Origin of the sequence: Mesorhizobium tianshanense (assembly GCF_007830515.1) — a bacterium.
GTDB lineage: Bacteria > Pseudomonadota > Alphaproteobacteria > Rhizobiales > Rhizobiaceae > Mesorhizobium > Mesorhizobium tianshanense.
The window spans coordinates 43417-67053 of sequence record NZ_VLKT01000037.1 but is presented as its reverse complement, the minus strand read 5'-3'; the positions used below and the strand labels follow the sequence as shown (position 1 = coordinate 67053).

General features: G+C 64.2%; 22 protein-coding genes. 13 read left to right on the top strand and 9 right to left on the bottom strand.

Annotated features, from left to right (window positions below):
* Nucleotides 1-89 precede the first annotated feature (89 nt).
* The 4 genes from IQ26_RS25940 to IQ26_RS25925 all read right to left on the bottom strand — a co-directional run bounded on the left by IQ26_RS25940 (nucleotide 90) and on the right by IQ26_RS25925 (nucleotide 4471).
* Nucleotides 90-1031, bottom strand: coding sequence for an ABC transporter substrate-binding protein (locus tag IQ26_RS25940; RefSeq protein WP_145721218.1), 942 nt, complete (start codon nucleotides 1029-1031; stop codon nucleotides 90-92).
* Nucleotides 1032-1171: 140 nt separating this feature from the next.
* A complete protein-coding gene (locus IQ26_RS25935; protein WP_145721216.1) occupies nucleotides 1172-1786 on the bottom strand; it encodes a cupin domain-containing protein in 615 nt (204 codons plus the stop codon).
* Between the two features lie 133 nt (nucleotides 1787-1919).
* Entirely contained in the window at nucleotides 1920-2852 is a 933-nt protein-coding gene (locus tag IQ26_RS25930; RefSeq protein ID WP_145721214.1) for a dimethylarginine dimethylaminohydrolase family protein, read from the bottom strand.
* Entirely contained in the window at nucleotides 2849-4471 is a 1623-nt protein-coding gene (locus IQ26_RS25925; RefSeq protein WP_162458075.1) for an amidohydrolase, read from the bottom strand. Before IQ26_RS25925 ends, IQ26_RS25930 begins: the two co-directional genes overlap by 4 nt.
* Nucleotides 4472-4555: 84 nt before the next feature.
* On the opposite strand from IQ26_RS25925, the gene IQ26_RS25920 reads away from it, so the two are divergent.
* The 6 genes from IQ26_RS25920 to IQ26_RS25895 all read left to right on the top strand — a co-directional run bounded on the left by IQ26_RS25920 (nucleotide 4556) and on the right by IQ26_RS25895 (nucleotide 10314).
* Entirely contained in the window at nucleotides 4556-5443 is an 888-nt protein-coding gene (locus tag IQ26_RS25920) for a LysR substrate-binding domain-containing protein (RefSeq protein ID WP_145721208.1), read from the top strand.
* Between the two features lie 288 nt (nucleotides 5444-5731).
* Nucleotides 5732-6826 carry an ABC transporter ATP-binding protein gene (locus IQ26_RS25915; protein ID WP_145721206.1) on the top strand — a complete coding sequence of 365 codons (1095 nt, stop codon included), beginning with the start codon at nucleotides 5732-5734 and terminating at the stop codon, nucleotides 6824-6826.
* A gap of 71 nt (nucleotides 6827-6897) precedes the next feature.
* Nucleotides 6898-8013, top strand: a complete 1116-nt coding sequence (locus tag IQ26_RS25910) for an ABC transporter substrate-binding protein (RefSeq protein ID WP_145721204.1) — start codon at nucleotides 6898-6900, stop codon at nucleotides 8011-8013.
* Nucleotides 8014-8037: 24 nt separating this feature from the next.
* Nucleotides 8038-8871: an ABC transporter permease gene (locus IQ26_RS25905; protein ID WP_145721202.1), complete on the top strand. Its 834-nt coding sequence runs from the start codon at nucleotides 8038-8040 to the stop codon at nucleotides 8869-8871.
* Nucleotides 8871-9677 (top strand): ABC transporter permease, encoded by an 807-nt coding sequence (locus IQ26_RS25900; RefSeq protein WP_145721199.1) that lies wholly within the window; start codon nucleotides 8871-8873, stop codon nucleotides 9675-9677. The genes IQ26_RS25905 and IQ26_RS25900 overlap by 1 nt, the downstream gene beginning before the upstream one ends.
* 109 nt (nucleotides 9678-9786) lie before the next feature.
* Nucleotides 9787-10314 (top strand): YciE/YciF ferroxidase family protein, encoded by a 528-nt coding sequence (locus tag IQ26_RS25895; protein ID WP_145721197.1) that lies wholly within the window; start codon nucleotides 9787-9789, stop codon nucleotides 10312-10314.
* Between the two features lie 135 nt (nucleotides 10315-10449).
* On the opposite strand, the gene IQ26_RS25890 is transcribed toward IQ26_RS25895, so the two are convergent.
* From IQ26_RS25890 to IQ26_RS25880, 3 genes are all read right to left on the bottom strand, one after another.
* On the bottom strand, nucleotides 10450-11514 hold the full coding sequence (locus IQ26_RS25890; protein WP_145721195.1) for a glycosyltransferase family 2 protein: 1065 nt from the start codon (nucleotides 11512-11514) through the stop codon (nucleotides 10450-10452).
* A 155-nt stretch (nucleotides 11515-11669) separates the two neighbouring features.
* Nucleotides 11670-11858, bottom strand: a complete 189-nt coding sequence (locus tag IQ26_RS25885) for a hypothetical protein (RefSeq protein ID WP_145721193.1) — start codon at nucleotides 11856-11858, stop codon at nucleotides 11670-11672.
* A gap of 112 nt (nucleotides 11859-11970) precedes the next feature.
* Nucleotides 11971-13302 carry a dicarboxylate/amino acid:cation symporter gene (locus IQ26_RS25880; protein WP_167522708.1) on the bottom strand — a complete coding sequence of 444 codons (1332 nt, stop codon included), beginning with the start codon at nucleotides 13300-13302 and terminating at the stop codon, nucleotides 11971-11973.
* Nucleotides 13303-13541: 239 nt separating this feature from the next.
* On the opposite strand from IQ26_RS25880, the gene IQ26_RS25875 reads away from it, so the two are divergent.
* The 3 genes from IQ26_RS25875 to IQ26_RS25865 all read left to right on the top strand — a co-directional run bounded on the left by IQ26_RS25875 (nucleotide 13542) and on the right by IQ26_RS25865 (nucleotide 17615).
* A complete protein-coding gene (locus tag IQ26_RS25875; RefSeq protein WP_208760214.1) occupies nucleotides 13542-15401 on the top strand; it encodes a sensor histidine kinase in 1860 nt (619 codons plus the stop codon).
* A gap of 13 nt (nucleotides 15402-15414) precedes the next feature.
* The gene (locus tag IQ26_RS25870) at nucleotides 15415-16770 is read left to right on the top strand and encodes a sigma-54-dependent transcriptional regulator (RefSeq protein WP_145721186.1); all 1356 of its coding nucleotides are present in this window, start codon (nucleotides 15415-15417) and stop codon (nucleotides 16768-16770) included.
* A gap of 119 nt (nucleotides 16771-16889) precedes the next feature.
* Nucleotides 16890-17615: a 3-keto-5-aminohexanoate cleavage protein gene (locus IQ26_RS25865; RefSeq protein ID WP_145721184.1), complete on the top strand. Its 726-nt coding sequence runs from the start codon at nucleotides 16890-16892 to the stop codon at nucleotides 17613-17615.
* 206 nt (nucleotides 17616-17821) lie between these two features.
* On the opposite strand, the gene add is transcribed toward IQ26_RS25865, so the two are convergent.
* Complete coding sequence (gene add / locus IQ26_RS25860) at nucleotides 17822-18823, bottom strand: adenosine deaminase (protein WP_145721183.1); 1002 nt, start codon at nucleotides 18821-18823, stop codon at nucleotides 17822-17824.
* Nucleotides 18824-19006: 183 nt separating this feature from the next.
* Nucleotides 19007-19837: an NAD(P)H-dependent oxidoreductase gene (locus tag IQ26_RS25855; RefSeq protein WP_145721180.1), complete on the bottom strand. Its 831-nt coding sequence runs from the start codon at nucleotides 19835-19837 to the stop codon at nucleotides 19007-19009.
* 93 nt (nucleotides 19838-19930) lie between these two features.
* On the opposite strand from IQ26_RS25855, the gene IQ26_RS25850 reads away from it, so the two are divergent.
* From IQ26_RS25850 to IQ26_RS25835, 4 genes are all read left to right on the top strand, one after another.
* The gene (locus IQ26_RS25850; protein WP_145721178.1) at nucleotides 19931-20854 is read left to right on the top strand and encodes a LysR family transcriptional regulator; all 924 of its coding nucleotides are present in this window, start codon (nucleotides 19931-19933) and stop codon (nucleotides 20852-20854) included.
* A 171-nt stretch (nucleotides 20855-21025) separates the two neighbouring features.
* Nucleotides 21026-21535 carry an Lrp/AsnC family transcriptional regulator gene (locus tag IQ26_RS25845; RefSeq protein ID WP_145721175.1) on the top strand — a complete coding sequence of 170 codons (510 nt, stop codon included), beginning with the start codon at nucleotides 21026-21028 and terminating at the stop codon, nucleotides 21533-21535.
* The gene (locus IQ26_RS25840) at nucleotides 21532-22695 is read left to right on the top strand and encodes a saccharopine dehydrogenase family protein (RefSeq protein WP_145721173.1); all 1164 of its coding nucleotides are present in this window, start codon (nucleotides 21532-21534) and stop codon (nucleotides 22693-22695) included. The genes IQ26_RS25845 and IQ26_RS25840 overlap by 4 nt, the downstream gene beginning before the upstream one ends.
* A 109-nt stretch (nucleotides 22696-22804) precedes the next feature.
* The gene (locus IQ26_RS25835; RefSeq protein ID WP_145721171.1) at nucleotides 22805-23593 is read left to right on the top strand and encodes an ABC transporter substrate-binding protein; all 789 of its coding nucleotides are present in this window, start codon (nucleotides 22805-22807) and stop codon (nucleotides 23591-23593) included.
* Nucleotides 23594-23637 lie beyond the last annotated feature (44 nt).

Sequence of the window (23637 nt, the reverse complement as noted above, 5' to 3'; positions counted from 1 at the left end):
GGTTCCAGTTCTCTGGGCGACAAAGTTCAATCGGTCGCCGGGCCGCGCAACCCTCGGGTCAATGCGCAGCCCGGCGGTCTTGGGAGATCTTATTTGAACATGTCCTTGAACTGGCCGACATTTTCCTTGGTCACGATGGTGATCGGAACATTGATGATCGGCTCGATCTTCTCACCCTTCTTGAGCTTGACGAAGGCTTCGATGGCAGCCTTGCCTTCACCGGCCGGATCCTGCTGGACGACAGCGACCACCCAGCCCTCTTCGAGACCTTGCACCGCCGACTTGGTCAGATCCCAGCCGAACACCTTGACGTCGCCGGTACGGCCCTGGCTGGTGACGGCGGACACAGCCCCGAGCAGGGCCGGCTCGCCGGTCGCATAAAGCGTCGTCATGTCGGGATTGGCAGTCATCAGGTTTTCGGAGGCCGACAGCGCGACGTCCTGCACGTTCTGGCCGTCGACTGTGTCGAGGAAGGTGACCTTCTGGCCGCTGTCGGCGACGGCCTTCTTGAAGCCGTCGAGGCGCTGGTTCTGGATGAACGAATTGAGCGCGCCGACGACGCCGATCTTGGCGGTGCCGCTCATATTGGCCTTAACGTAGTCGGCGTAGAACTTGCCGATATCCTCGCCGGCCTTGGTGTTGTCGACGCCGACGAAGGCGACATTGTCGCCGTCCGGGATTTGCGCGTCGATGGCAATCACCGGAATGCCGGCGGCCTTGGCCGCGGTGATTGCCGGCTTCACACCGTTGACATCGATGGCGACGAGAATGATGCCGTCGACCTTCTGGGTAATGTAGTTCTCGATCGCGTCGTTCTGCGCACTCGGCACGTTGTTGGCGTTGAAGATGACGAGGTCGACGCCGGCAGCCTTTGCCGCAGCCGTCGCACCGTCATTGATCTGGTTGAAGAACAGGGCCTGCTGGTTGATGGTGACGAGCGCATAGGTCTCGGCCATGGCCGAGGCAGAGCCGAGCGCGAGGGTCATGGCGATGGCTGCGGCGCAGCCTGAAAGGATCTTGGTAAGACGCATTCCGGTTCCCCTTGGTTTTGCGGAAAAGGCCCTTGATCGGGCTCACCTGGCGCTGAGCGCAGACGCATAATTCAAGATACTTGATTTCCTGTCAAGTGACTTGAATTGGCATCGGCGAAGAGAACCAGAGCTTGCAGGGATCAGAAGGTCGCCGGTGTGTTCACCCAGAAAATGCTGGCGCGTTCATTGCCGACATTGCGGTACCAGTGCGGCACTTCGGAATCGAATACGAAGGAATCGCCGGCAGACAGGCGAAATGTCTTTTCACCGACCATCAGCTCGATTGAGCCTTCGAGCACATAGCCGACTTCCTCGCCGGCATGCTGGATGGGGCCGGCACTTTCACCGCCGGCCTCGATATGGTGGATGTTGCACTGGAGGAGATGGCCTGGCGAATAGGGAATGACACGCTCGAGCGAAATGCCCTCGCCGCGCCGCAGCGGATCGAGCGCGATCAACGGCCGCGTTCCGGCCCTAAAGACGATGCCTTCCTCGCCGTCGGACTCCTCGAACATCCAGCCAATATTCGTGCCGAGCACCTCGACCAGCCTGTGGAGCATGGGAAGCGAGGGCGAGACCTTGCCGTTCTCGATCTTGGAAAGCAGGCTTTCCGAGCAATTGGCAGCGGCGGCGAGCGCCTTCAAGGTCAGGCCACGCGTCTGCCGGGAGAGCTTCAATCGTGTGCCGAGCCGCAAAAGGCTGGTGGCAGTCGAACGCTCGTCGCTACCCTTGTTCCTGATATCGACCTTGTTCATTGGGGCCGCGAACATCTCCGCTGGTTCGGCTCAAACCGTAAGACCGATCAAACGCGTTGTCCATCTTGTGAAAAATGGAACAACGCGTCGGACCGCAATCGCGGACCGGCTGGCAAGCGAGAGTGGCTGCCGCTCAGGCCGGCTCGCGTTTCAGCGCCTGCGCCATGCAGTGGATGCCGCCGCCGGTCTTCGAGATCTCGCTCATCTCGACCGCCGCCACCTCGAAGCCGCGCGCCTTGAGCTGGCCGATCAGTGTCTGACTGGACGTCGGCGCGATCACCCTGTCCTTGCCAAGCGACATGAAGTTGCAGCCGAGCGCCATCGTATCCTGGAACGGCACGTCGATGATTTCGTGGCCTTTGCCCTTCAGCCAGTCGACGATGCCCGGCTCCGTGCAGGCGAGGCAGACGGCGGTCAGCTTTTCCGCGATCGGCACCACCATCAGGTCGATATGGACGTAATACTCGTCGATGAAGGCGATGCGGGTTTCCCAGCCCTCCTTGTCGAACCAGGCCTGGACCTGGCGCGCGCCTTCTTCTTGCGTGCGGGCGCCGCCGCAGCCGATCAGCACCACGCCGTCCTCGATGACGTTGAAGTCGCCGCCCTCGAAGGTGCCGGCGGTGACCATGTCGTAGATCGGGATGCCGAGTTTTTCGTAGGTGCGGATCGCGGCGTAGTTCTCGCCGCGCCGCCACCAGTTGGCCATCGCGGTGATGATGACGCCGTAAGGCGTCATGACGCTGGAATCGCGCGAATAGACCTGCATCGGCAGTTCCGGCGTCGGCTCGTGCCAGTGGATGTTGACGCCGAAATGCTCGTAGGCGGCTACAAGGTCCTTGTGCTGAGCCTGCGCGATCTGGACGTTGCACGGCGCCTCGCGCAGATGTTTTCGCGACAGCGAGCTGGTCGAAAGATGGCGCAGGAAATTCGGCGAGCCGAGCAGCACGTCGGTCAGCACGTCGGTCTCATTGGCGAAGCCCCAGGCGGTCAGCGGTTTGGTGCCGCCGGCCGGGTTGCGGCGCTGCAGTGAAAATGGTTCGGCTACGATGCGGTCATGAACGGTCATGGGGTTTCTCCTCGTGCGGGTGATGATGTGGCTTGGGGGTTGCTTGGTATCCACCAGTCCCGTCCGCGCGGGGTGGTGACATATTCCGGCCAGCGGAAATGGATCGGCGGGTCATAGTCGCAAAGCGGCGCCAGCCAATTCGAGCCGCCAATGCCGCCGCCGGTGCGGGCGACGAATTCGTCCATCGCCGCACCGCGGGCGGTCTTGTCTTCCAGCAGGCGAAGTGCTGCCAGCGCAATCGCCTTCGACGCGCAGGTAACCATCGGATCGATCGTGGCGGAAATGCCGCCCAGCGCATTCATTGCCCAAGATGGATAAGCATGGCCATTCTCCGACCGCAGCGCCGGGCGGGCGACGTAGAACCGCGCCGTCGGCGCGTGCCACGACATGTCAGTGTAATCGTCCGAGGTCGAGTTGAGCTGCGAGGGCGGCAGGTCGCGGCGCAGTAGCGCCTCCGCTTCCCGCGGCGCGATCAGCCGCTCCAGCTCGGCGATGAACGGTTCGTCGCTTGCTATGCCGCCGGCATTGACCTGGATTTCGCGCGCCACGGCCTTGGCCGTCTCATCCCAGCGCGGCGGCCCGACCATCGACAGCGCCTCATAGGCAATATCAGCCATGGCGTGATTGGCGAGCCCCGGTCGCGACTTCGACACCCAGTGCCGCTCGTATCGGCAGCCGCTCATCTTGGCGGCGGCTTCGGCATTGCGATCGAACATGGCGGTCACCTGCTCGGCCATCGCTAAAGTCGGCACGCGGATCATGTACTGGATCTCGGCCAACCCCGCCGGCAGATTGTCGGCTGTCGCCTGCCCCGCCGTCAGGATCGCCTCGCTGATCGACCAGCCGCCCTGATGCGGCAGCATGGAGTCGCGCAGCCCCTTGGAGGCCATGTACATCATGACAAGCGCGTCGTTGGCGCCGGGCGCCCTGACCGCCGAATGCGCCTGCGGGATCGGTGCTGCGTCGCTTGCGCGAACCCAATCTTCGGGTTCGTCGCACACGAAGCGGTAGATCATCGCATAGGCCGCGCCACAATGCGTGTCCCAGCGCGCCGTGTTGCAGAGCGGCAGCATGTAAAAGGGGTGGAAGGAGATCATGCCGGCGAGGCCATCGTAATAGCCCTTCGCCGCATGGATCGGCTTCGAACCGCGCACCTTCTCCGCCGGCTCGCCGGTGAAGCGCAGCGTGCCCGATATGCCGTGGCGCTGCATCGCCGCCTTGGTCGCCAAAAGCCCGCCCAGACTGGCAATGCCAAGACCGGAATGCGGATCGGTGTGGCCGCCGGCCTGTTCGCCGAGACCCGGACGCGGTCGCTTGACGGTCGCCGCGTCCTGGCAATTGCCGGGCACCGCATCGTATTCGGCGTACATGCCGATCGTCGGGCCGGCGCCGTTGGTCCAATGGGCGCAAAAGGCGGTTGGCATGCCGCCGGAGCCTTCCTCGACTGAAAAGCCTTCGTACTTCAAATGTTCCACATACCAGGCGGCCGACTGGTACTCGCGCCAGGCGGTCTCGCCGAAATCGAAGATCGTCCGCGTCCACGCCGACAGTGACGGCTGGATGTCCTCCAGGCAGGCAAGCGCGGTCATTTGCGCAGAGTTCGTCACCGGTTCCTCCATGGGATGAGAAGAAAGCAGTGAAGCGCCTCGTCAAAAAGTGATATGTTTTCCCGGCATATGCAAATTCGGTTCACCTGAGGCCTCTTGCGAATACCTTCCACTCAGGCGCTGCGCGCCCTCGACAGTTTTGCCCGGCATGGTAGCGTATGGCGCGCCGCCGACGAACTGCATCTGACCCGCAGCGCCGTCAGCCATCAGCTTCGCCTGCTCGAACGCGATCTCGGCTTCGACCTGCTCGAACGCATCGGCAAGGGCGTGGCGCTCACCCCGCGTGGCCAGCGCTACGCCAGCGACGTGCGCAAGGCGCTGACGGTGCTGGGCGACGCGGTGAGCCGCCATGCCGGCACCGGCGTCGGCGGCTCGTTCAGCGTCAGCTGCACGCCGGGCTTCGCCTCGCTGTTCCTGTGCACCCATATCGGCGAGTTCCGGCAGATGTACCCCGATGTCGCGCTGCGCATCCTGACGCCGCGGCGGCTGGACGATGTCAGCAATGCCGATGCCGACGCCTTCATCGCTTTTGGCGTCGGCAATTGGCCGAACCGCGCGGCCGAGCTGTTGTGCGAAATCTCGTTTACACCGCTGTGCAGCCCGACGCTGCTCAACAAGATCGGTGGGTTTTCCAAGCCGGCCGACGTGCTGCGCGCCAATTTGCTGCATCTTGGCGATACCGAGGACTGGGCGCGCTGGCTGGCGCTGTCGAAGGTCGAGAATCCCGATATCGAGGGCGGCATCTTCTTTTCCGACATGAACCTGGTTTTCTCGGCGGCGATCGCCGGCCAGGGCATCGCCATGGGCGACGAATTGACCAGTCGCCGGGCGCTGAGCGAAGGCCGGCTGGTCCGCCCCTTCGACATCGCGATCAAATCGCCTCGGTCTTATTTTCTGGTTTCCGAGCACGCGAAGGCCGCGCATCCGGTGCTGAATGTTTTCAGTGGATGGTTGCGGTCGAAGCTGTCGGAGAACCAGCGCTAATCTCCCCCCTTGAGGGGGAGATGGCCGCGAAGCGGCCAGAGGGGGTCGGTTCGACTGGACTCGGCCAAGTCTGGCTTTTCCTCAAAGAGTCTGGCTTTTCCTCAAAGAAGGAGGAAGTCGCGCTCCACGCGAGACGACCCCCTCTGTCGCCTTCGGCGACATCTCCCCCTCGAGGGGGGAGATTGGCGCATAGATGAATCAAATTTGCCGATCCGGCGAAAACTATTCGGTTGCGGTGAGCCGCTGCCCTGCCCTACGATTTATCCCAGCAGTGAGGACAAAGGCAGGATGCAGCAACCCGGCCGGGCCGCAGAGATCAAGGCAATCGGGATCGGCAAGAGCTTCGGCTCGTTCCGTGCGCTGGACGATCTGACGCTCGATATCGGCCGCGGCGAATTCCTGACCCTGCTCGGGCCCTCCGGTTCGGGCAAGACCACCTTCCTGATGATCCTTGCCGGTTTCATTCAGCCGACCGACGGCCGCCTTTACAGCGACGGCGTCGACATCACCGAGCGGCCGGCCGAGCAACGCGCTGCCGGCATGGTGTTCCAGGGCTACGCGCTGTTCCCGCATATGAGCGTCGAGGCCAACATCGCCTTCCCGCTCAAGGTGCGCAAGAGATCGTCGGCCGAAATCAAGCGACGTGTCGGCGAGATGATCGAGCGCGTCGGGCTGAAGGGCCACGAGAAGAAACTGCCGGCGCAATTGTCCGGTGGCCAGCAGCAGCGCGTGGCGCTGGCGCGCGCGTTGGTGTTCGAGCCGGGCGTGCTTTTGCTCGACGAGCCGTTCTCGGCGCTCGACAAGGGCCTGCGCGGCCAGATGCAGGCCGAGATGAAGCGGCTGCACCAGGAGACCGGCACCACCTTTGTCTTCGTTACCCATGACCAGAGCGAGGCGCTGGCGCTGTCGTCGCGCGTCGCCATCTTCAACCATGGCAAATTGCTGCAGGTTGGCGCGCCTGACGAGGTCTACGACCGGCCGGCCAATCGTTTCGTCGCCGAGTTCCTTGGCGAGATCAACATGCTGCCGCTGAAGGGCGTGCGCAACGCCGACAATGGCGCCACCGGCCTGTGCGAAGACCGCACCATCAGCCTGCGCGGCAATGCCAGCGCCGTCGGCAGCAATGCCATCCTGGCGATCCGGCCTGAATACATGTCGATCGCTCCCGAAGCGGCGGCAGGCGAGAACGGCATCGCCGCGACGGCGGTCGCCTCGACCTATCTCGGTGCTGCGACGCGGCTCGATCTCACCACACGCCACGGCGCCAAGGTGACGGTCTCCGTGCCGAACGAGGTCGCCGCCTCGGCACTCAGCAAGGGCAATTCCGTATGGCTGACATGGCCGGCGGAAAAAGGTTTCCTCCTTCCGGACGGAGGACAATGACGATCGGCGTGGCGGAGCTGAAAAGCGCCAGGCCGACTCCAGAACGATCAACGACAAAAAGGGGAACTGACATGACAAACGAAAGCAAAAAACACGCCATCGAGACCCTGTCCGCCAGGGCCGCGCGCGGCGAGATCTCGCGCCGGCAGTTCACACAGCTGGCCGCACTCGTGCTGGCCGGCACGCCGATGCTGCTGCGCTCGACCGGCGCCTTTGCGCAAGCCAAGGAACTGGTGCTGGTCAACTGGGGCGGCGACGCCATCACCGCCTATGACGCGGCCTATGGCCAGGCCTTCACCAAGGAGACCGGCATCACCGTCAAGATGGACGGCTCGGGCCCGACCGAAGGCGCGATCGCGGCTCAGTTCAAAAGCGGCGCCCCGACCTGGGACCTGGTCGATGTCGACCCGTTCTCGGCCATCACGCTCGGCGCCCAGGGCATGCTCGAGCCGATCGACTACGCGGTCGTCGACAAGAAGAAGATGCGCGAGGGTTTTGGCTGGGAACACGCCGCCTCGACCTATTTCTTCTCCTACGTCATTGCCTATGATTCCGAGAAATATGGCAGCGAAGCGCCGACCGGCATGGCCGATTTCTTCGACGTGGCGAAATTCCCCGGCAAGCGCTCGCTCTACAAATGGGGCGTGTCGAGCTGGGAAGCCGCCCTGCTTGCCGACGGCATCGCGCCGGCCGAGCTCTACCCGCTCGACCTCAAGCGCGCGCATGACAAGATCGCCGCCTTCAAGGAGAATGTCGTGGCCTATTGGGGCGGCGGCGCCGAAAGCCAGAGCGTGCTGCTCAACGGCGAGGCCTCGATGGCGATCGTGTGGTCGACCCGCGCCTCGCTGATCGAGCAGGATTCCGGCGGCCAGATCAAGTTCATCTGGGACCAGGGCCTGATCTCTCCCGGCGCGCTCGCCGTGCTCAAAGGCAATCCCGGCGGCAAGGACGCGGCGATGAAGTTCATCGCCAGCGCCCAGGATCCGGAAAAGCAGCTGGTCATGTTCGACAAGCTCGGCCAGGGCCCGGCCAACCCGGCCGCCGACGCGCTTATCCCCGCCGACAAGAAGCGCATCAACCCCGTCGACCCCGAAAACATGAAGAAGCAGATCGCGCTCGACATGGAGTGGTACGCCAAGAACTACGGGGCAGCGCTCGACGAATACACGAAGATCATCTCCGCCTGATAAGCCGGGACAACCGGGGCCGAGATGAAAGCATATCTCTCCGACAGGATGGGCGCGGCGCTGTTGATGGCGCCGCTGCTCCTGTTCCTCGTGCTTGCCTACGCGTGGCCATTCCTCGGCGTCGTCAATTGGAGCTTCACCCTGCCCGAGCCGGGGCTCGGGCAGTATGGGGCGCTGGCCACCGACCCGCTGGTGCAGTCGGTGTTCATCCGCACGCTGCGCATCGCGGCAATCGTCACCCTAGTATCGGTCACCGCCGCCTATGCCATCACCGTTGTCTGGGTGCGCGGCACGCCGGTGCAGCGCGTGGTCGCCGAGTTCTGCATCTTGGTGCCGTTCTGGATCTCGGTGCTGACGCGCGCCTTCGGCTGGGTGGCGCTGCTGTCCAATCGCGGCCTGATCAACACCTGGCTGCAGGCGACCGGCTTCATCTCGGAACCGCTGACGCTGGTGCGCAACGAATTCGGCGTCATCGTCGGCATGACGCATTTCCTCATTCCTTTCGCCGTCTTTCCGCTGGCGTCGTCCATGCGCAGCCTCGACGACCGCGTGCTTTTGGCGGCGCGCGGGCTCGGCTCCAGCCGCATGCGCACCTTCTGGTCTGTCTTCGTGCCGATGACCCGCTCCGGCATTATCGGCTCGGCACTGATTGCCTTCGTCTTTTCGCTCGGATTCTTCGTCACGCCGGCGATCCTCGGCGGCGGCCGCAGCGTGATGATCGCCGAGCTGATCTATCTCCGCATCTTCCAGAGTCCGGACTGGGGACTGGGGGCTGCGATCAGCGTCGTGCTGGTGCTGTTCGTCGGCGCGCTGATGGCGCTGCTGTTCCGCTATGTCAGACCGAAGCAGATGATCTGATGCCGACCTATCGCCCCGGCCCCGTCTCGCTGATCCTCGCCGCTCTGGTTGCGCTGTTCCTGCTGTTGCCGCTGCTCGCCGTCATCCCGGTGTCGCTGACGCCGAGCCGCATGCTGGCGATGCCTTCGGGTGAATTGTCGCTGCGCCACTACCGGGCGCTGATCGAGGATCCGCGCTGGATCAACTCGATCCTGCTCTCGATCAGGATCGGCGTCGTCAGCAGCGCGTTCTCGACCGTGCTGGCGCTGTGCTTCAGCCTCGGCGTCTGGATGTTCCAGCCGCGCTTCACCGCCGCACTCGTCGGCTTTGTGCTGCTGCCGATGGTGGTGCCGCCGGTGGTCTCGGCGATCACGCTCTACTTCCTGCTGACCTCGATCTCGGGCGTCAGCTCATTCTTCGGCTACGACACCTGGCTCGGCGTCGCCATGGCGCATTCGGTTATGACGGTGCCCTTCGCCACGGTGCTGATCCTGGTGTCGCTCAGCCAGCTCGACCGACGCATCGACCTCGCCGCGCGCGGCCTTGGCGCCACAGTGTGGGAGCGCGCCACCCGCATCATCATGCCCAACATAAAGTTCGGGATAATCACCGCGGCCCTTCTGTCCTTCGTACTGTCTTGGGAAGAGATCGGCGTCACCCTGTTCATCACCTCGGTCAACGCCATCACGCTGCCCAGGCTGATGTGGATGGGCCTGCGCGACAACATCGACCCGGCGATCGCAGCACTCTCGGTGATCCTGATCATCGTCACGGTTTTGGTGCTTGCGGTACGCAGCTTGGTGGACAGGCTGCGCGGCGCGCACTGAGAGCTGAGGCAAGCCGGTTCGCAAGTCGAAATTCGTCGGAACAAGTTGCGCCGATCCGTGTTGACTAGGGCCTCCGGCAGTGGATGGCTCATCAACGGGAGATCGGAAAATGGCGACAACGAAAAAGGCCTCAACGTCGAAGTCCAAAAGCCTTGAGGATCTGTTCCTCGACGGCCTGAAGGACCTCTACTACGCGGAAAAGAAGATACTGAAGGCCCTGCCCAAAATGGCCAAGGGCGCCGAAGCGAAGGAGGTCATGGCCGCGTTCGAAAAGCACCAAATGGAAACCGAGGGACAGGTCGATCGCCTCGAGCAGGTGTTCGACCTTCTCGGAAAGCCGGCTCGCGGCAAGACCTGCCCGGCGATCGACGGCATTCTCGAAGAAGGCTCGGAAATCCTCGAAGAATATGAGGGAATTCCGGCGTTGGATGCAGGCCTCGTTGCCGCGGCACAGGCTGTGGAGCACTACGAAATAGCCCGCTACGGCACGCTCATCGCGTGGGCAGAACAGCTTGGCATGAAGGATGCTCTGCAGCTTCTCAGGACCACGCTGCAGGAAGAGGTGGCAACAGACGAGGCTCTCACCAAGCTGGGCGAATCCGGCGTGAACGAACGCGCTCTCGCAGAGGCTGCATGATCCCTTGCTACTCCCTGAGCCCTGGTGTTTGCCATCAGGGCTCAGCCCCTCCCGAAAGCGGATGACATTCCGTCGCCTGGTCGGCGCCGCTCTTGCGTATCATCGACGGGCTTCACAAGCCACATCCCGTCAAGGCTATCCCATGGCGTGGCGGATGGTCTTGGACATCCGCGCAAGGAATGCCGGTCTCGACGATGCGTCAAGCTTCCACGACAGGACCGACATGGCCATTTTCCGCGGCAGCATGCCGACCGACAGGAACCAGGCGGCAAGGATGGCGCGCCGCCGCAGGGACACCGTCATTTCGAGGCTGGCTACGGCGCCGGCCGTCCCCAGCGCCAGCCGGGAATCGTCGGCCACGGGATGCCGGCCCTTGTCCGCGCACAGCGACGCCAGCCGCTCTTCCAGGTGGACCGGGTCGTGGCGGACAGCATCCGACGGCACGATGGTCAGGCCGATCCCGGCGGCCTGCTCCGACAGCGCCTGCATGCGCTGGAAATCGTGCCTGACCCGCCAGCGCGCCCGTTCGGCGAGCTTTTCGCCGAACACCGAATGGTTGGCGCCGTGGATCCGGTAGGCGCCGACGCATTCGTCAATGGATTGAACATGCCCGTAAAGCGGCGCCAGCGTTGCAAGATAGCCATCGGCGCCCTGGCGGAACTCCGGCTCGGGAATCGGCATGATCGCTTCCAGCGTTGCGCGGTCAAAGGCCAGCCCGCTGGTCACGGTTGTCTGGTAACGGCCCTTGTGCAGCAGTTTCGGCATGACGTCGCCGCTGTCGAAGGGCAGTTCGGGCGGCGGAAAGACGTCCTTGACGCGTAGCCGTTCGTCGACGATGTGCAGCCTGGACTGCACCTGGGCCGTAGCCGCATCCCAGATGTCGACGATCGTGGAAACGGCGGTTGGATAGAGATAATCGTCGGCGTCGAGGAACAGGACGATCTTGCCAGAGCTTGCCGCAAAGCCTGTGTTGAACGCCGCGGCATGCCCGCCATTTTGCGCTCGCGGGCATGCGAGGATCTCGTCGCGATATGATTCTATGATTGTCGTGGAATTGTCCTGCGATGCATCGTCGACGACGATGACTTCGACATCCGCGTAGTCCTGCTCCAGGGCGCTATCGATGCTGCGCTTGAGGAACCGCGCGTAATTGTAGTTCGGGATGATGATGGATACCGGAATTCTCGGCACGGGTTGCATCGCATTTGACCTCGCATCTTGCTTTGGTTTCGGCAAATCCGCTCGTGGGTCTGCCACCTCTTCAAGTGCCCGACGAGTTTCCTGAGGAAACGGCTTTCCATCAAGAGACGGGTCACGTCTTGCGTTGCGACTTCGCAATGAGGCCGCCATTGCCTTCAACACTGGCCGCCCGGGTCAAGAGTATGGTCGGCGGCAGCAAAGGCTCCGACGGTTTCGGTCAGGACGATGCCGCAACCGAGCCCGACGGAAATGGTGCCGCCTTCGGTCACGATCACGTCGGGATCGAAGCGGACGGGCGCCTTGAAGGCATGGCGGATGGTGACCGTCAAATGCGGCCGGAACAAGCCCGCGCCGAAAACAAGGCGGCATTGCGTTTCAGGCTACATGCAGCGACGGCCGTTGCTCTTCCGAAGCCGGCGAACCGGCTCCGGACTGTATGGGCGCGGGCCTGAATAATCAGGCGGCCTGCAGCCCGGGCAGCGACAGGTCGACTTCCTCGGGCAAGTCACCGGCCATCGCGGCGGCGAACTGGGTCTGGTCGAGTTCCCCTTCCCAGCGCGCCACGACCACCGTCGCCACCGCGTTGCCGATGAAGTTGGTCAGTGCCCGGCACTCCGACATGAAGCGGTCGACGCCGAGGATCAGCGCCATGCCGGCGACCGGCACGGTGGGGACCACCGAGAGGGTCGCGGCAAGCGTGATGAAGCCGGCGCCGGTGATGCCGGCGGCGCCCTTGGAACTCAGCATGGCGACGGCGAGCAGCAATATCTGGTCGCCGAAGGTGAGCGGCGTGTCGGTCGCCTGGGCGATGAACAGGGCGGCAAGCGTCATGTAGATGTTGGTGCCGTCGAGATTGAAGGAATAGCCGGTCGGGATGACCAGCCCGACCACCGAACGGTTGCAGCCGGCGCGCTCCATCTTGGCCATCAGCCCGGGCAGTGCCGCTTCCGAGGACGAGGTGCCGAGCACCAGCAGCAGCTCTTCCTTGATGTAGCGGATCAACGCCAGGATCGAGAAGCCGTTGTAGCGGGCAACCGCGCCAAGCACCACCACCACGAACAGCAGCGCGGTCAGGTAGAATGTGCCGATCAGCATGGCGAGGTTGGCGATCGAGCCAATGCCGTATTTGCCAATGGTGAAAGCCATGGCGCCGAAAGCGCCGATCGGTGCGGCTTTCATCAGGATGGCGACGAGGCGGAAGATCGGCGTGGTCAGTGCCTGCAGGAAATCGACGACCGGGCGGCCGCGATCGCCGACCATGGCCAAGGCAACGCCGAACAGCACCGAGAAGAACAGCACCTGCAGGATGTCGCCCTTCGCGAAAGCGCCGGTGATGGTGTCGGGGATGATGTTCATCAGGAAGCCGACAATGGTTGTGTCGTGCGCCTTCTCGGCAAAGGTCGCCACCTTGGTGGGATCGAGCGTGGCCGGGTTGATGTGCATGCCGGCGCCCGGCTGCACGACGTTCGACACGACGAGGCCGACGACAAGCGCCAGCGTCGAGAATGCCAGGAAGTAGATCATCGCCTTGCCGGCGACGCGGCCCACTTTCTGCAGGTCGGAAACGCCGGCAATGCCGGTGGCCACCGTCAGGAAGATCACCGGTGCGATCACCATCTTGACCAGCTTGATGAAGGCGTCGCCGAGCGGCTTCAGCGCCTCACCGGTTTCGGGATAGAAGTGACCAAGCAGCACGCCGGCGGCGATCGCCGCCAGCACCTGCACGTAAAGATGCCGATAGAAGGGAAGTTTGCCGCGCGGCTCGGCGGCAGCGAATGCTGTTTGCATGACGTCCTCCATGGCGCCCCGATCGAACCCTCGACCTCCCGGGGCAATTGCTTTGACCTCCAGCAGCCTCGCGACTGCTGAATTCGTGTTTGCAACCGCCGTGCCACATTGCGCGGAAGAGAATCTCCCTTTGATTTTGTTGAGTATTCTCAAGTCCCAAGACTCGCTTCGCGCCCAGGAAGTGCGAATATTCGCATAGATCGAATTGTGCTTTGTGCGAAATCATGCACAAATGGGCGATGCTGCAACGCCCCGCCGCTGCCTTGTCGTCAACGCCCGAGCAACTCGGCAGGCGGGCGCGCCGTTCCTGGCTGCTGTTTGCGGCCGTCGCCCTTGCGATCGCCGCGGCAGCACTTTACGGCGCCGGCCTGTACGGCCGCACTACAGAGGTCGGCACGCTGGCGGCGCAGGGCCGCACCGACGCCAATCTGAAGGTCGCGCTGCTGCGCGCCGTGCTGGAAAGCCCGCGCGCCCTGCCCCTGCTCTTGTCGGAAGACCAGCAGGTGCGTGACGCGCTGTCGCAGAAAAGTGCCGCTGCAATCGATGTGCTGAACCGCAAGCTCGAGGGGCTGGTCTCCGGCACCAAGGCGTCGGTGCTCTATGTCATCGGCACCGACGGACTGGCGATCGCCTCCAGCAACTGGCGCGAGCCGATCAGCTTCGTCGGCAACGACTACCGCTTCCGCGATTATTTCTCCGGCGCGATGCAGGCCGGAACCGCCGAGTATTTCGCGCTCGGCAATGTCAGCAAACGCCCCGGCCTCTACATCTCGCGGCGCGTCGGCGATGCTGCCGCACCGCTCGGCGTCGTCGTCGTCAAGATGGAGTTCGACCAGCTCGAGGCCGATTGGCACGAGGCGAACCGCCCGGCCTATGTCAGCGACGAGCATGGCGTCGTGCTGATCACCAGCGTGCCATCCTGGCGCTTCATGACGACGACGCCGCTGGCCGGCCCAGAGCTTGCCGCCATCCGTGATATCAAGCAGTTCGGCGACGCGCCGCTGGTGCCGTTGCCGATCACGCGCCCTGAGGCGCTGAGCCCCGACGTGTCGATCGTCCATGCCGTGACGCCGGGCGGCAGCGATGCGGAATATCTGCGCCTCTCCACGCCGGTCCCTTCGACCCCCTGGCGGCTCGACTATCTCGTCCCGGCAGAAGCGCCGGTCGCTGCCGCGATCCGTGAAATGCGGCTTCTGGCGCTGGGCGTCGTCATCCCGCTGCTTGGTTTCGCCGCCTATCTCCTGTGGCGCCGCCAGTCGGCGCAAATGCGCATCGCCGCCGAACAGGCGGCGCGCGGCGAACTCGAACGCCGCGTCATCGAACGCACCGAGGATCTGAGCCAGGCCCGCGACCGGCTGCAAGCCGAGATTACTGACCACCGCGGCACCGAAGCAAAGCTCCAGGTGGTGCAGCAGGAGCTGGTCCAGGCCAACCGTCTCGCCATCCTCGGCCAGGTCGCCGCCGGCGTCGCCCATGAGATCAACCAGCCGGTCGCTACCATCCGCGCCTATGCCGACAATGCCCGCACCTTCCTCGATCGCAAGCAGACCAGGCCTGCCGAGGAAAACCTCGGCGCCATCGCAGCACTTACCGAACGCATCGGCACCATCACCGAGGAATTGAAGGCCTTTGCCCGCAAGGGCCGCACCGCCGCCGAGCCGGTCGAATTGCGCGGTGTCATCGAGGGCGCCGTGATGCTGTTGAGAAGCCGCTTTGCCGGCCGGCTCGACGCGCTGGCTATCGAGCTGCCGCCGCCGAGCCTCAAGGTCATGGGCAACCGGGTGCGGCTCGAACAGGTGATGATCAACCTGTTCCAGAACGCGCTGGAGGCGCTGGAAGGCCGCGACGATGCCAGGGTGCAGGTCTCGGTCGAAGAGACGGCTGACGGTGTCATGGTCGGCGTCTCCGACAATGGACCCGGCATCCCGCCAGGGATCCTCAAGTCGCTGTTCACGCCATTCAACACCTCCAAGGAAAAAGGCCTCGGCCTCGGTCTCGTCATCTCGAAGGACATCGTCGCCGACTATGGCGGACGCATCGAAGTTTCGAGCGACGACGGCGGCACCCGCTTCACCATTTATCTTCCAAAAGCAGCGTAATGGCCAAGGCAGCATGACCAACGACGACGCAGCGCCGGTCATCCTGATCGATGACGACAGCGATCTCCTGAAGGCGACCGCGCAGACGCTGGAGCTTGCCGGCTTTTCGGTCTCGGCCTTTTCGGTGGCGGCCGAGGCGCTGGCCAGGGTCGACGCCGGTTTTGCCGGGGTGGTGGTGTCCGATATCAGGATGCCTGAGATCGATGGCCTGCAGCTTTTCGACCGCGTCCTGCGCCTGGACGAAGACATTCCGGTCATCCTCGTCACCGGGCATGGCGATATCGCCATGGCGGTCAAGGCGATCAAGGACGGAGCCTACGACTTTATCACCAAACCGTTCGCCGCCGACCGGCTGGTGCAGAGCGTGCGACGGGCGGCGGAAAAGCGCCGCCTGGTGATGGAGAACCGAGCCTTGCGCGAGGCGGCTGGCGAGGCGCAGGACGGTCTGCCGCTGATCGGCCAGACGCCGGCGATGGAAAGGCTGCGCCGCACGCTGCGGCAGATCGCCGACACCGATGTCGACGTGCTGGTGACCGGCGAGACCGGCTCCGGCAAGGAGGTGGTGGCGAGCCTCCTGCATCGCTGGAGCCGCCGCGCCGGGGGCAATTTCGTTGCGCTGAATTGCGGCACTCTGCCGGAGACGGTCATAGAGAGCGAACTGTTCGGCCATGAGGCGGGCGCCTTCACCGGCGCGCAGAAGAAGCGCATCGGCCGCATCGAGCATGCCAGCGGCGGCACGCTGTTCCTCGATGAGATCGAAAGCATGCCGGTGGCGACACAGGTGCAGATGCTGCGTGTGCTGGAGATGCGCGAGGTCACCCCGCTCGGTACCAACGAAATGCGGCCCGTCGACCTGCGCGTCGTCGCCGCCGCCAAGGTCGATCTCGGCGATCCGCGCCAGCGCGGCACGTTCCGCGAGGATCTCTACTACCGGCTCAACGTGGTGACGATTTCCATTCCGCCGCTGCGCGAGCGCCGCGACGACGTCGCCCTGCTGTTCTTCTATTTCGCCGAGCGCGCCGCCGCCCGCTTCCGGCGCCCGGTGCCGGCTGTCCCAGCCTCGGTGCACCGCCGTCTCAGGGAGCATGACTGGCCGGGCAATGTGCGCGAACTGGCGCATTTCGCCGAGCGATTTGTGCTTGGGTTGGAGGAAGATGCCGGAGCGTCATCCTCTGCCCCAGCTGAGCCGGATGCCGCCATGAAGCTGCCGGAGCGGCTGGAGCGCTACGAGGCCGACATCATCCGCGAGACGCTCGGCCGCAATGACGGCGACGTCAGGCGCACGATCGAAGCGCTGGGCATTCCGCGCAAGACCTTCTACGACAAGCTCCAGCGCCACGGCATCGTGCGCAGCGAGTTTTCCAGATAAAGGGGCGGCGCCGACATCACGGACCTTCCCTGCCTCCGTAGCAACTCTCCTGAGACGAACCCGATTCCGGTTTCCGCCATCCCGCGCTACACTTGGTCCACTTCAACCGGACCATTCTCATGATCGTTCAAGCCTGCATCAATGGCGCGCGCAACGCCGACTTCCATCCGCACCTACCGCTTGACGCGGACGCCATGGCGCGCGACGGCGCGGCCTGCGTGGCCGCCGGTGCGGCCGAGCTGCATGTCCATGCACGCGGGCTCGATGGCCGCGAAAGCCTCGCGCCTGAGGCGATGGATCGGACTATGCTGGCCTTGCGCCGCGCCTGCCCGGGAACGCTGATCGGCGTCTCGACCGGCGCCTGGATCGAGAACGACGACGAGCGCACGCTGGCGGCGATCGACGGTTGGAGCGAACTGCCCGACTACGCCTCGGTCAATCTGAGTGAGAAAGCCGCGCCCGAGGTCATGCAGAGGCTGCGCCAGCGCGGTATCGGCATCGAAGCCGGGCTCGCCTCCGTCGCCGACGCCGAGCGCCTGGTGCGCCTCGATCACGGCTGCAAGGTGCTGCGCATCCTGATCGAGATCTCGGAGCAGGCGCTGAACGCGGCATGGGAAGTCAGCGACGGTATCGCGGCGGCACTCGACCGCGCCGGAATGCGCCACGCCATCCTGCTGCACGGCGAAAACGCGACTGTCTGGCCGTTCGTGCATGGGGCGGCGGAACGCAACTGGTCGACGCGCGTCGGGCTGGAGGACGGCAAGGAGCTTCCGGACGGAACGGTGGCCTTCGGTAATGCAGCGCTGGTGGCGGCGGCGGTGGCGATTTTCAGGGAGAGGCGGTAGCGGGACCTGGTTCCTCGCTGAGGAGAGGTGGTTCGGCGAAGCCGAGACGGAGAGGGGGAAATCGCGCAGGCCCACGCTCGAGCGTCTTCATTAGAAGGCTTGCGTCTTTCGAAGGGTCCCTCTCCGGCCGCTTCGCGGCCACCTCTCCCCACTTCCGTGGGGCGAGGAATCCAAGCTTTCAAAGGCTGCCGATCTCGCAGCCCTTGTCAGGCCTGCCAGGCCTGCCATGCCGCCAGATCTGCCAGAATATGCGCCTTTAGCGCAGGGTCGGCATAGCTCGCGTGCACCGAAGTCGCAGCGAGTTGGCGGATGGCTTCGCCGTCCCATGCGAAAGCCTCGGTGCACGCGGCGTAAGACGCTTCGAGGGTCGTGTCGAGCAGCGCCGGATCGTCGGTGTTTATCGAGACGGCAACGCCGGCCTTGCGCAGGGCGTCGATCGGATGTTCGGCAAGCGACCGGTAGACGCCGAGCACGATGTTGGAGATCGGGCAGACGCCCAAAGGAATCTGTCTTTGCGCAAGCAAGTCGACCAAATCCGGATCCTCGATCGCTCGTACACCGTGGTCGATGCGGTCGGCGCCAAGCAATTCGACAGCGTCACGGACGCCCTCGGGACCGCTTGACTCGCCCGCATGAACTGTCCGCCGCAAACCCGCAGCAGCAGCCCGGCGGAACGCCTCGGCAAAGCGCGGACCGGTGCGGCCGGCAGCCGCTTCGTTTCCGTCGACCGACAGCGCAACGACGCGCGGGTGCCTGATCTCGCTCAGCAACTCCACCAACTCGATCGACTCCGCCGCCGACTGGGTGCGAAGCAGGCTGACGCAAAGCCCGACCGGCGGGTTTCCGTCCTGCTCGGCGGCCGCGAAACCGACGTCGAACGCGTCGATCATCGCCGGGAGGTTCCTGTGCCAGTGCGGCCAGTGGGTCGGGTTGACGATGACGTCGGCGTAACGCACGCCGCTCCCGGTCATGCGCTGCGCAAACTTGTAGGCAGTGGTGGCCAGTTGCTCGCGCGTCCGGAACGTCCCGCATAACCAGTCGAGCATCTCGAGAAAGCTCTTCAGGTCGTGTGCTTCGAAGAGCCTGTCGCGCGGCGCACGCAGCGGAATGCCAGCCTCCTCGCAGTTCCTGATTACGTCGTCGGCCTCGAAGCAGCCCTCGACGTGTATGTGCACTTCGGCTTTCGGCAACCCGATGTAGTCGGTCAATGACGCCTCCCCTGTTCGATGGCCCCATCAAATCACGAAAAGTCCGGTCCACATTTCAAGAAATGATTGAAAGAATTGCGCGTGGCATCCGGCAATGCCGCGCTCACGGCCGCGGCGGTGGCGATCTTCCGGGCCTGCCGCTGATTCATCCAGTAAGCTCCGGGCTCCTTGCCTTGCCCTGCGTCAGGCAACGCCCCGAAAGGTGCGACGCGACGCCGCCGACTTGGCGCCGGCGCGATCCTCGTGAAGCGCGAAGCCTGTGGCGCCCGGATCGCCCAGTTCGGAGCGGAGCTGCATGCTCGGAATGTGGTAGTCCCCGCCATTCTGCTGCCGGAAGGGTATGGGCCGGATTGTCTCGAGCGTCCGCATCCTTTCGCGCAGCCGCTGCGCAACAGGTTCGAAATCGGCCTCACCGAAACGGTCCACTCTGAAAACCACGAACGGCGGAAGCACGTCGTAGCCCGGATAATAAAGGATCCCGTGATTGATCGGGAACAGCAGGTCGTCGATCGGGCCGTTAACGCCGCGGGCGGAATAATGCTCCTCCCAGCCGCCCGTGGTCACGATCAGCATCGCGCGCTTGCCGGCGAGCGTTCCCTCGCCAAAGCGGTCGCCCCACCGCTTGTCGCTGTGCTCGCCGACGCCATAGGCGAAGCCGTAGGCGTACACCCGGTCGACCCAGCCCTTGAGGATCGCCGGCATGGCGTACCACCAGAGCGGAAACTGAAGGATCAGGGTGTCGGCCCACAGCAGCTTGTCGATCTCCGCTTTGACGTCATCGGTCAGCGTGTTGCTCGCGAAAGCCTCTTTGGACGCACCAGCCGGCAGGAAACGCGCTTCGGGCGGCCACGACGGAAAGTCGGCACGGTCCACCTCGGATTTCCAGCCATCGGCATAGAGGTCCGACACCCGCACCTCGTGGCCCTGGGCCTCGAGTTCCCTGATGGCGACGTCACGCAGCGCGCCATTGAGCGACCGCGATTCAGGATGAGCAAAGACAAGCAGGACTTTCATGGGTCAACTCCGAAGAAGGACGGTGAACGCTGAAGGTAGCCAGCCCTTGGGTAATCCGCTATATGTAGACAATGAATAAGATTATGCCGAATAATGGATAGATCGGACGTCACACTCGAGCGCATGCGCACCTTCGTTCGCGTCGCCGAGCGCGGCAGCCTGTCAGCGGTGGCGCGCGAACTCGGCGTTGGGCAGTCGACGGTCACACGGCATCTGCGGGAACTCGAGGAGGCCATCGGCGTGCCCTTGCTCAGCAGGACCACCCGGCGTGTCACGATGACCGATGAAGGCAGCCGTTACTATGCCGACAGCGTCCAGATCCTGCGCCTCGTTGAGCAGGCCGGCGATGAGGCGCGGGGCACGCGCGGCGCGTCGGCCGGCACGATCCGGATATCCTGCACGGCGGCGCTCGGGGTTTTGCACGTCAGCCGCTTGATCTTCGCCTTTCAGGACCGCTATCCCGACATCGGGGTCGATCTCAGCCTCACCGACGAGCGCATCGACCTTGTGCGGGAGGGCGTCGACATCGCGCTTCGCCTCGGTCCGCTCACCGACAGTTCCATGAAACTAAGGGCGCTTGGCCAGTCGCGGCGTCTGCTGGTGGCGGCGCCGACCTATCTGGCGGCGCGGGGCAGACCGGCTGTCCCGCAGGATCTGCCTGGCCATGAAGGCATCCGGATGTCGAACATCGCGGGAAGCGACACGCTCGCCCTGCAGGGGCCGGGCGGCGAGCGCCATGCGGTGCCTTTTGGCGGCCGATTTCGGGTCGACCATGGGCTTGCCGCGCGCGAAGCCCTTGTCGCCGGGCGCGGTATCGCACCGGCCCATCACTGGCTTGTCGACGATCTCCTCGCAGCTGGCCGGCTGGAAGTGATCCTGTCGGGCTATTCCCCGCCTCCCGTACCGCTGAGCATGCTGATCGTTCCGGAGCGCGCGGGCATTGCGCGGGTCCGGCTGCTGGTCGATTTTCTCGCCGAGCGGATCGGCGGCATTCCGGGGATCGAGAAGCCGCGCTAGCCGGCATGCCCTCGGTCGGCCGCGGCAGCGGCAAGCCCTCCATACCCGTCTTCCGGGTTCTTGTTAACAGGCGGCCGAACACTCTTGCGATTTCAAAAGATAACCCCTAAGCTGTTTTCATATCAGAAAGAAAAATCCATAAATTCTTTCCATTTATGAAAGCCTGAGCGTTTGCGGGAACATCTCGATCAGACCGACCGGCGACTGGTCAAGCTGCTGTCGCAGGATGCGCAGCTTGGCGTCAATCGCCTCGCCGAGAAGATGGCGGTCTCGGTGCCGACGGTGCGCATGCGGCTGCGCAACCTCTTGGACCGCAACCTGCTCAAGATCGTCGGGCTGCTCAACCTGACCGAACGCCCCGAGCTGATCTCGGCGATCGTCGGCATCAATGCGCAGGGACGCGGTCGCGCCCGGGAACTCGCGCAGCGCATTTCCGAACTGCCTTTCGTGAATTCGGCCTCTGTCGTCACCGGGCGCTTCGACATCATCGTCGACGTGACGGTGGCCGGCGATGTCGCCGATCTCTACCGTGTCACCAGCGAGCTGATCCCCGGCGCGGGCGAGCCTGGCGAAGTCGTGCGCAGCGAGACGTTCGTCGTCATGGCCTCCTGCAACAAATGGGTCAGCTTGCCGGAAGGCTGCTGGTCGGACGAGACAACTGCGCGCAAGGAAATGCCATGAAGATCGCGGTTCTCGGCGGCCTCGGCCTGCAAGGCCGGGCGGCGATCGCGGATCTCGTCGCCTGCGCCGGTGTCGAGCAAGTGGTCTGCGTCGATACCGCGCCGGACGGGGCAGCCCGGCTCGGCGGCCTGGCCGACCTTGGCCGCGTGCGTTTCGTCGTGCCGGAAGGCGCGATCGCTCCGGCATTGGCGGACGTGCTGGCGGGTGTCGACGCCGCCATCGACCTGTTGCCGCAGCCGCTGATGCGCGAGGCGGTGCTGGCCGCGATCGCGACGCGCACGCCGCTGGTCACCACCAATTACGGCAAGGTCATCGCCGACCTTGCCCCGGCAGCGGAAGCTGCCGGCGTTTCGATCATGACCGAATGCGGGCTCGACCCCGGCATCGACCTTGTGCTCTACGCGCGCGCCGCCCGTCAGTTCGAAACCATCACGGCGATCGATTCCTATTGCGGCGGCATCCCCGAGCCGAAAGCGATGGCCAAGCCGCTGTGCTACAAGGTGAGCTGGAACTTCGACATGGTTCTGGTGAGCCAGAACCGCGACAGCGTGCTCATCGAAGACGGCCAACGGGTCGAGGTGCCGGCCGGCCGCCAGCACGACAATCGCTTCATCCATCAGATCGAGGTCGACGGGCTGGGCAGACTGGAAGCCTTCCCCAATGGCGACGCGCCGCACTACGTCGAGATGTTGGCCGCCGCCAAGGAGCTGCAGCGCTCTGGCCGCTATTCGTTGCGCTGGCCGGGTTGGTCGGCGTTCTGGGCGCCGCTCAAGGAGCTTGGCTTCCTCTCCGAAGACAAACTGCCCGGAGTTGGCGCCAGCCCACGTGAATTTCTCGGCCGGCTGCTCGGCCCGCAACTGCAATATGGCGCCGACGAAAAGGACCTTTGCGTGATGCGCAATGTCTTCTCAGGCACCCAAGGCGGCCGCCGCAAGACGGTGACCTCGAACCTGATCATCGAACGCGATCTCGCCTCCGGCCTGTTCGGCATGAGCCTTGGCGTCGGCTATCCCGCCAGCATCGTGGCGCAGATGCTGGCGCGGGGCGAAATCACTGAACCCGGCCTGCTCAACCCGCTGCTGCATGTGCCTGACGGCCGCTTCCTCGACGAGCTGGCTCGGCGCGGTATACGGGTATCCGAAACGATCAGCTGGGATTGACGATTTTCGAACGGTGGCCGCCGCCGGCAACGGCGCTGCCGCTCAAAAAGCCCCCGAAAGGGTGGAACAAAAACGTGGAACAACAAACGATAACAAGGAGGAATGCCCAATGAAGATTGCCAAGCTTTTCATCGCAGGCCTTGCGCTCGCCGGCCTCACTGCCGCGGCCAGTGCCGGAACGCTCGACGAGATCACCAAGCGCGGCGAGCTGCGCGTTGCCGTGCAGACGCAGGGACCGCCCTTCTCGCTGGTTGGTGCGGCCGGCGAACGCACCGGCAGTTCGGTCGAACTGGCCGAACTGATGGCCAAGGAAATGGGCGTCAAGATCACCTTCCTCGATTTCGACTGGGACGGACTGATCCCGGCGCTGCTGTCGGGCAAGGCCGATCTTCTGGTCGCTGACATGACGCCGACGCTGGCGCGGGCGATGAAGGTCGCCTTCACCAAGCCTTACATGTACACGGGCAGCACCGTCTTCACCAAAGCCGACAGCAAGTTCAAGTCCACCGAGGATTGCAAAGCCAAGGGCACCAAGATCGCTGTGCTGCTCGGCGCCACCGGTGAGAAGGAGGCCAAGACCGCCTTCCCCGATGCCGACATCAAGAGCTACAAGGGCGGCGGCCCGCTGCTGCTCGACGCCGTCAACAACGGCCAGGCCGATTGCGGCGTCAACGACGTCTCGGCGGTCAAGGGCCAGTCGACCGCCTATCCGGCCGGCAGCTTCACCATCATGCCGGACATGCTGTCGAAGGAGCCGCTGGCCTTCGCCACGCGCTATGACGAGCAGGACCTGCTGACCTGGATGAACCTGTTCCTCGATCAGGTCAGCCTCGACGGCCGCCTGCAGAAGAACCTCGACTACTGGGTCAATTCCGACGACTGGAAGAAGGACCACTAAGCAGCAATAGACCCGAACAGCTTCGCGTGCCTCGCGCCGCGAAG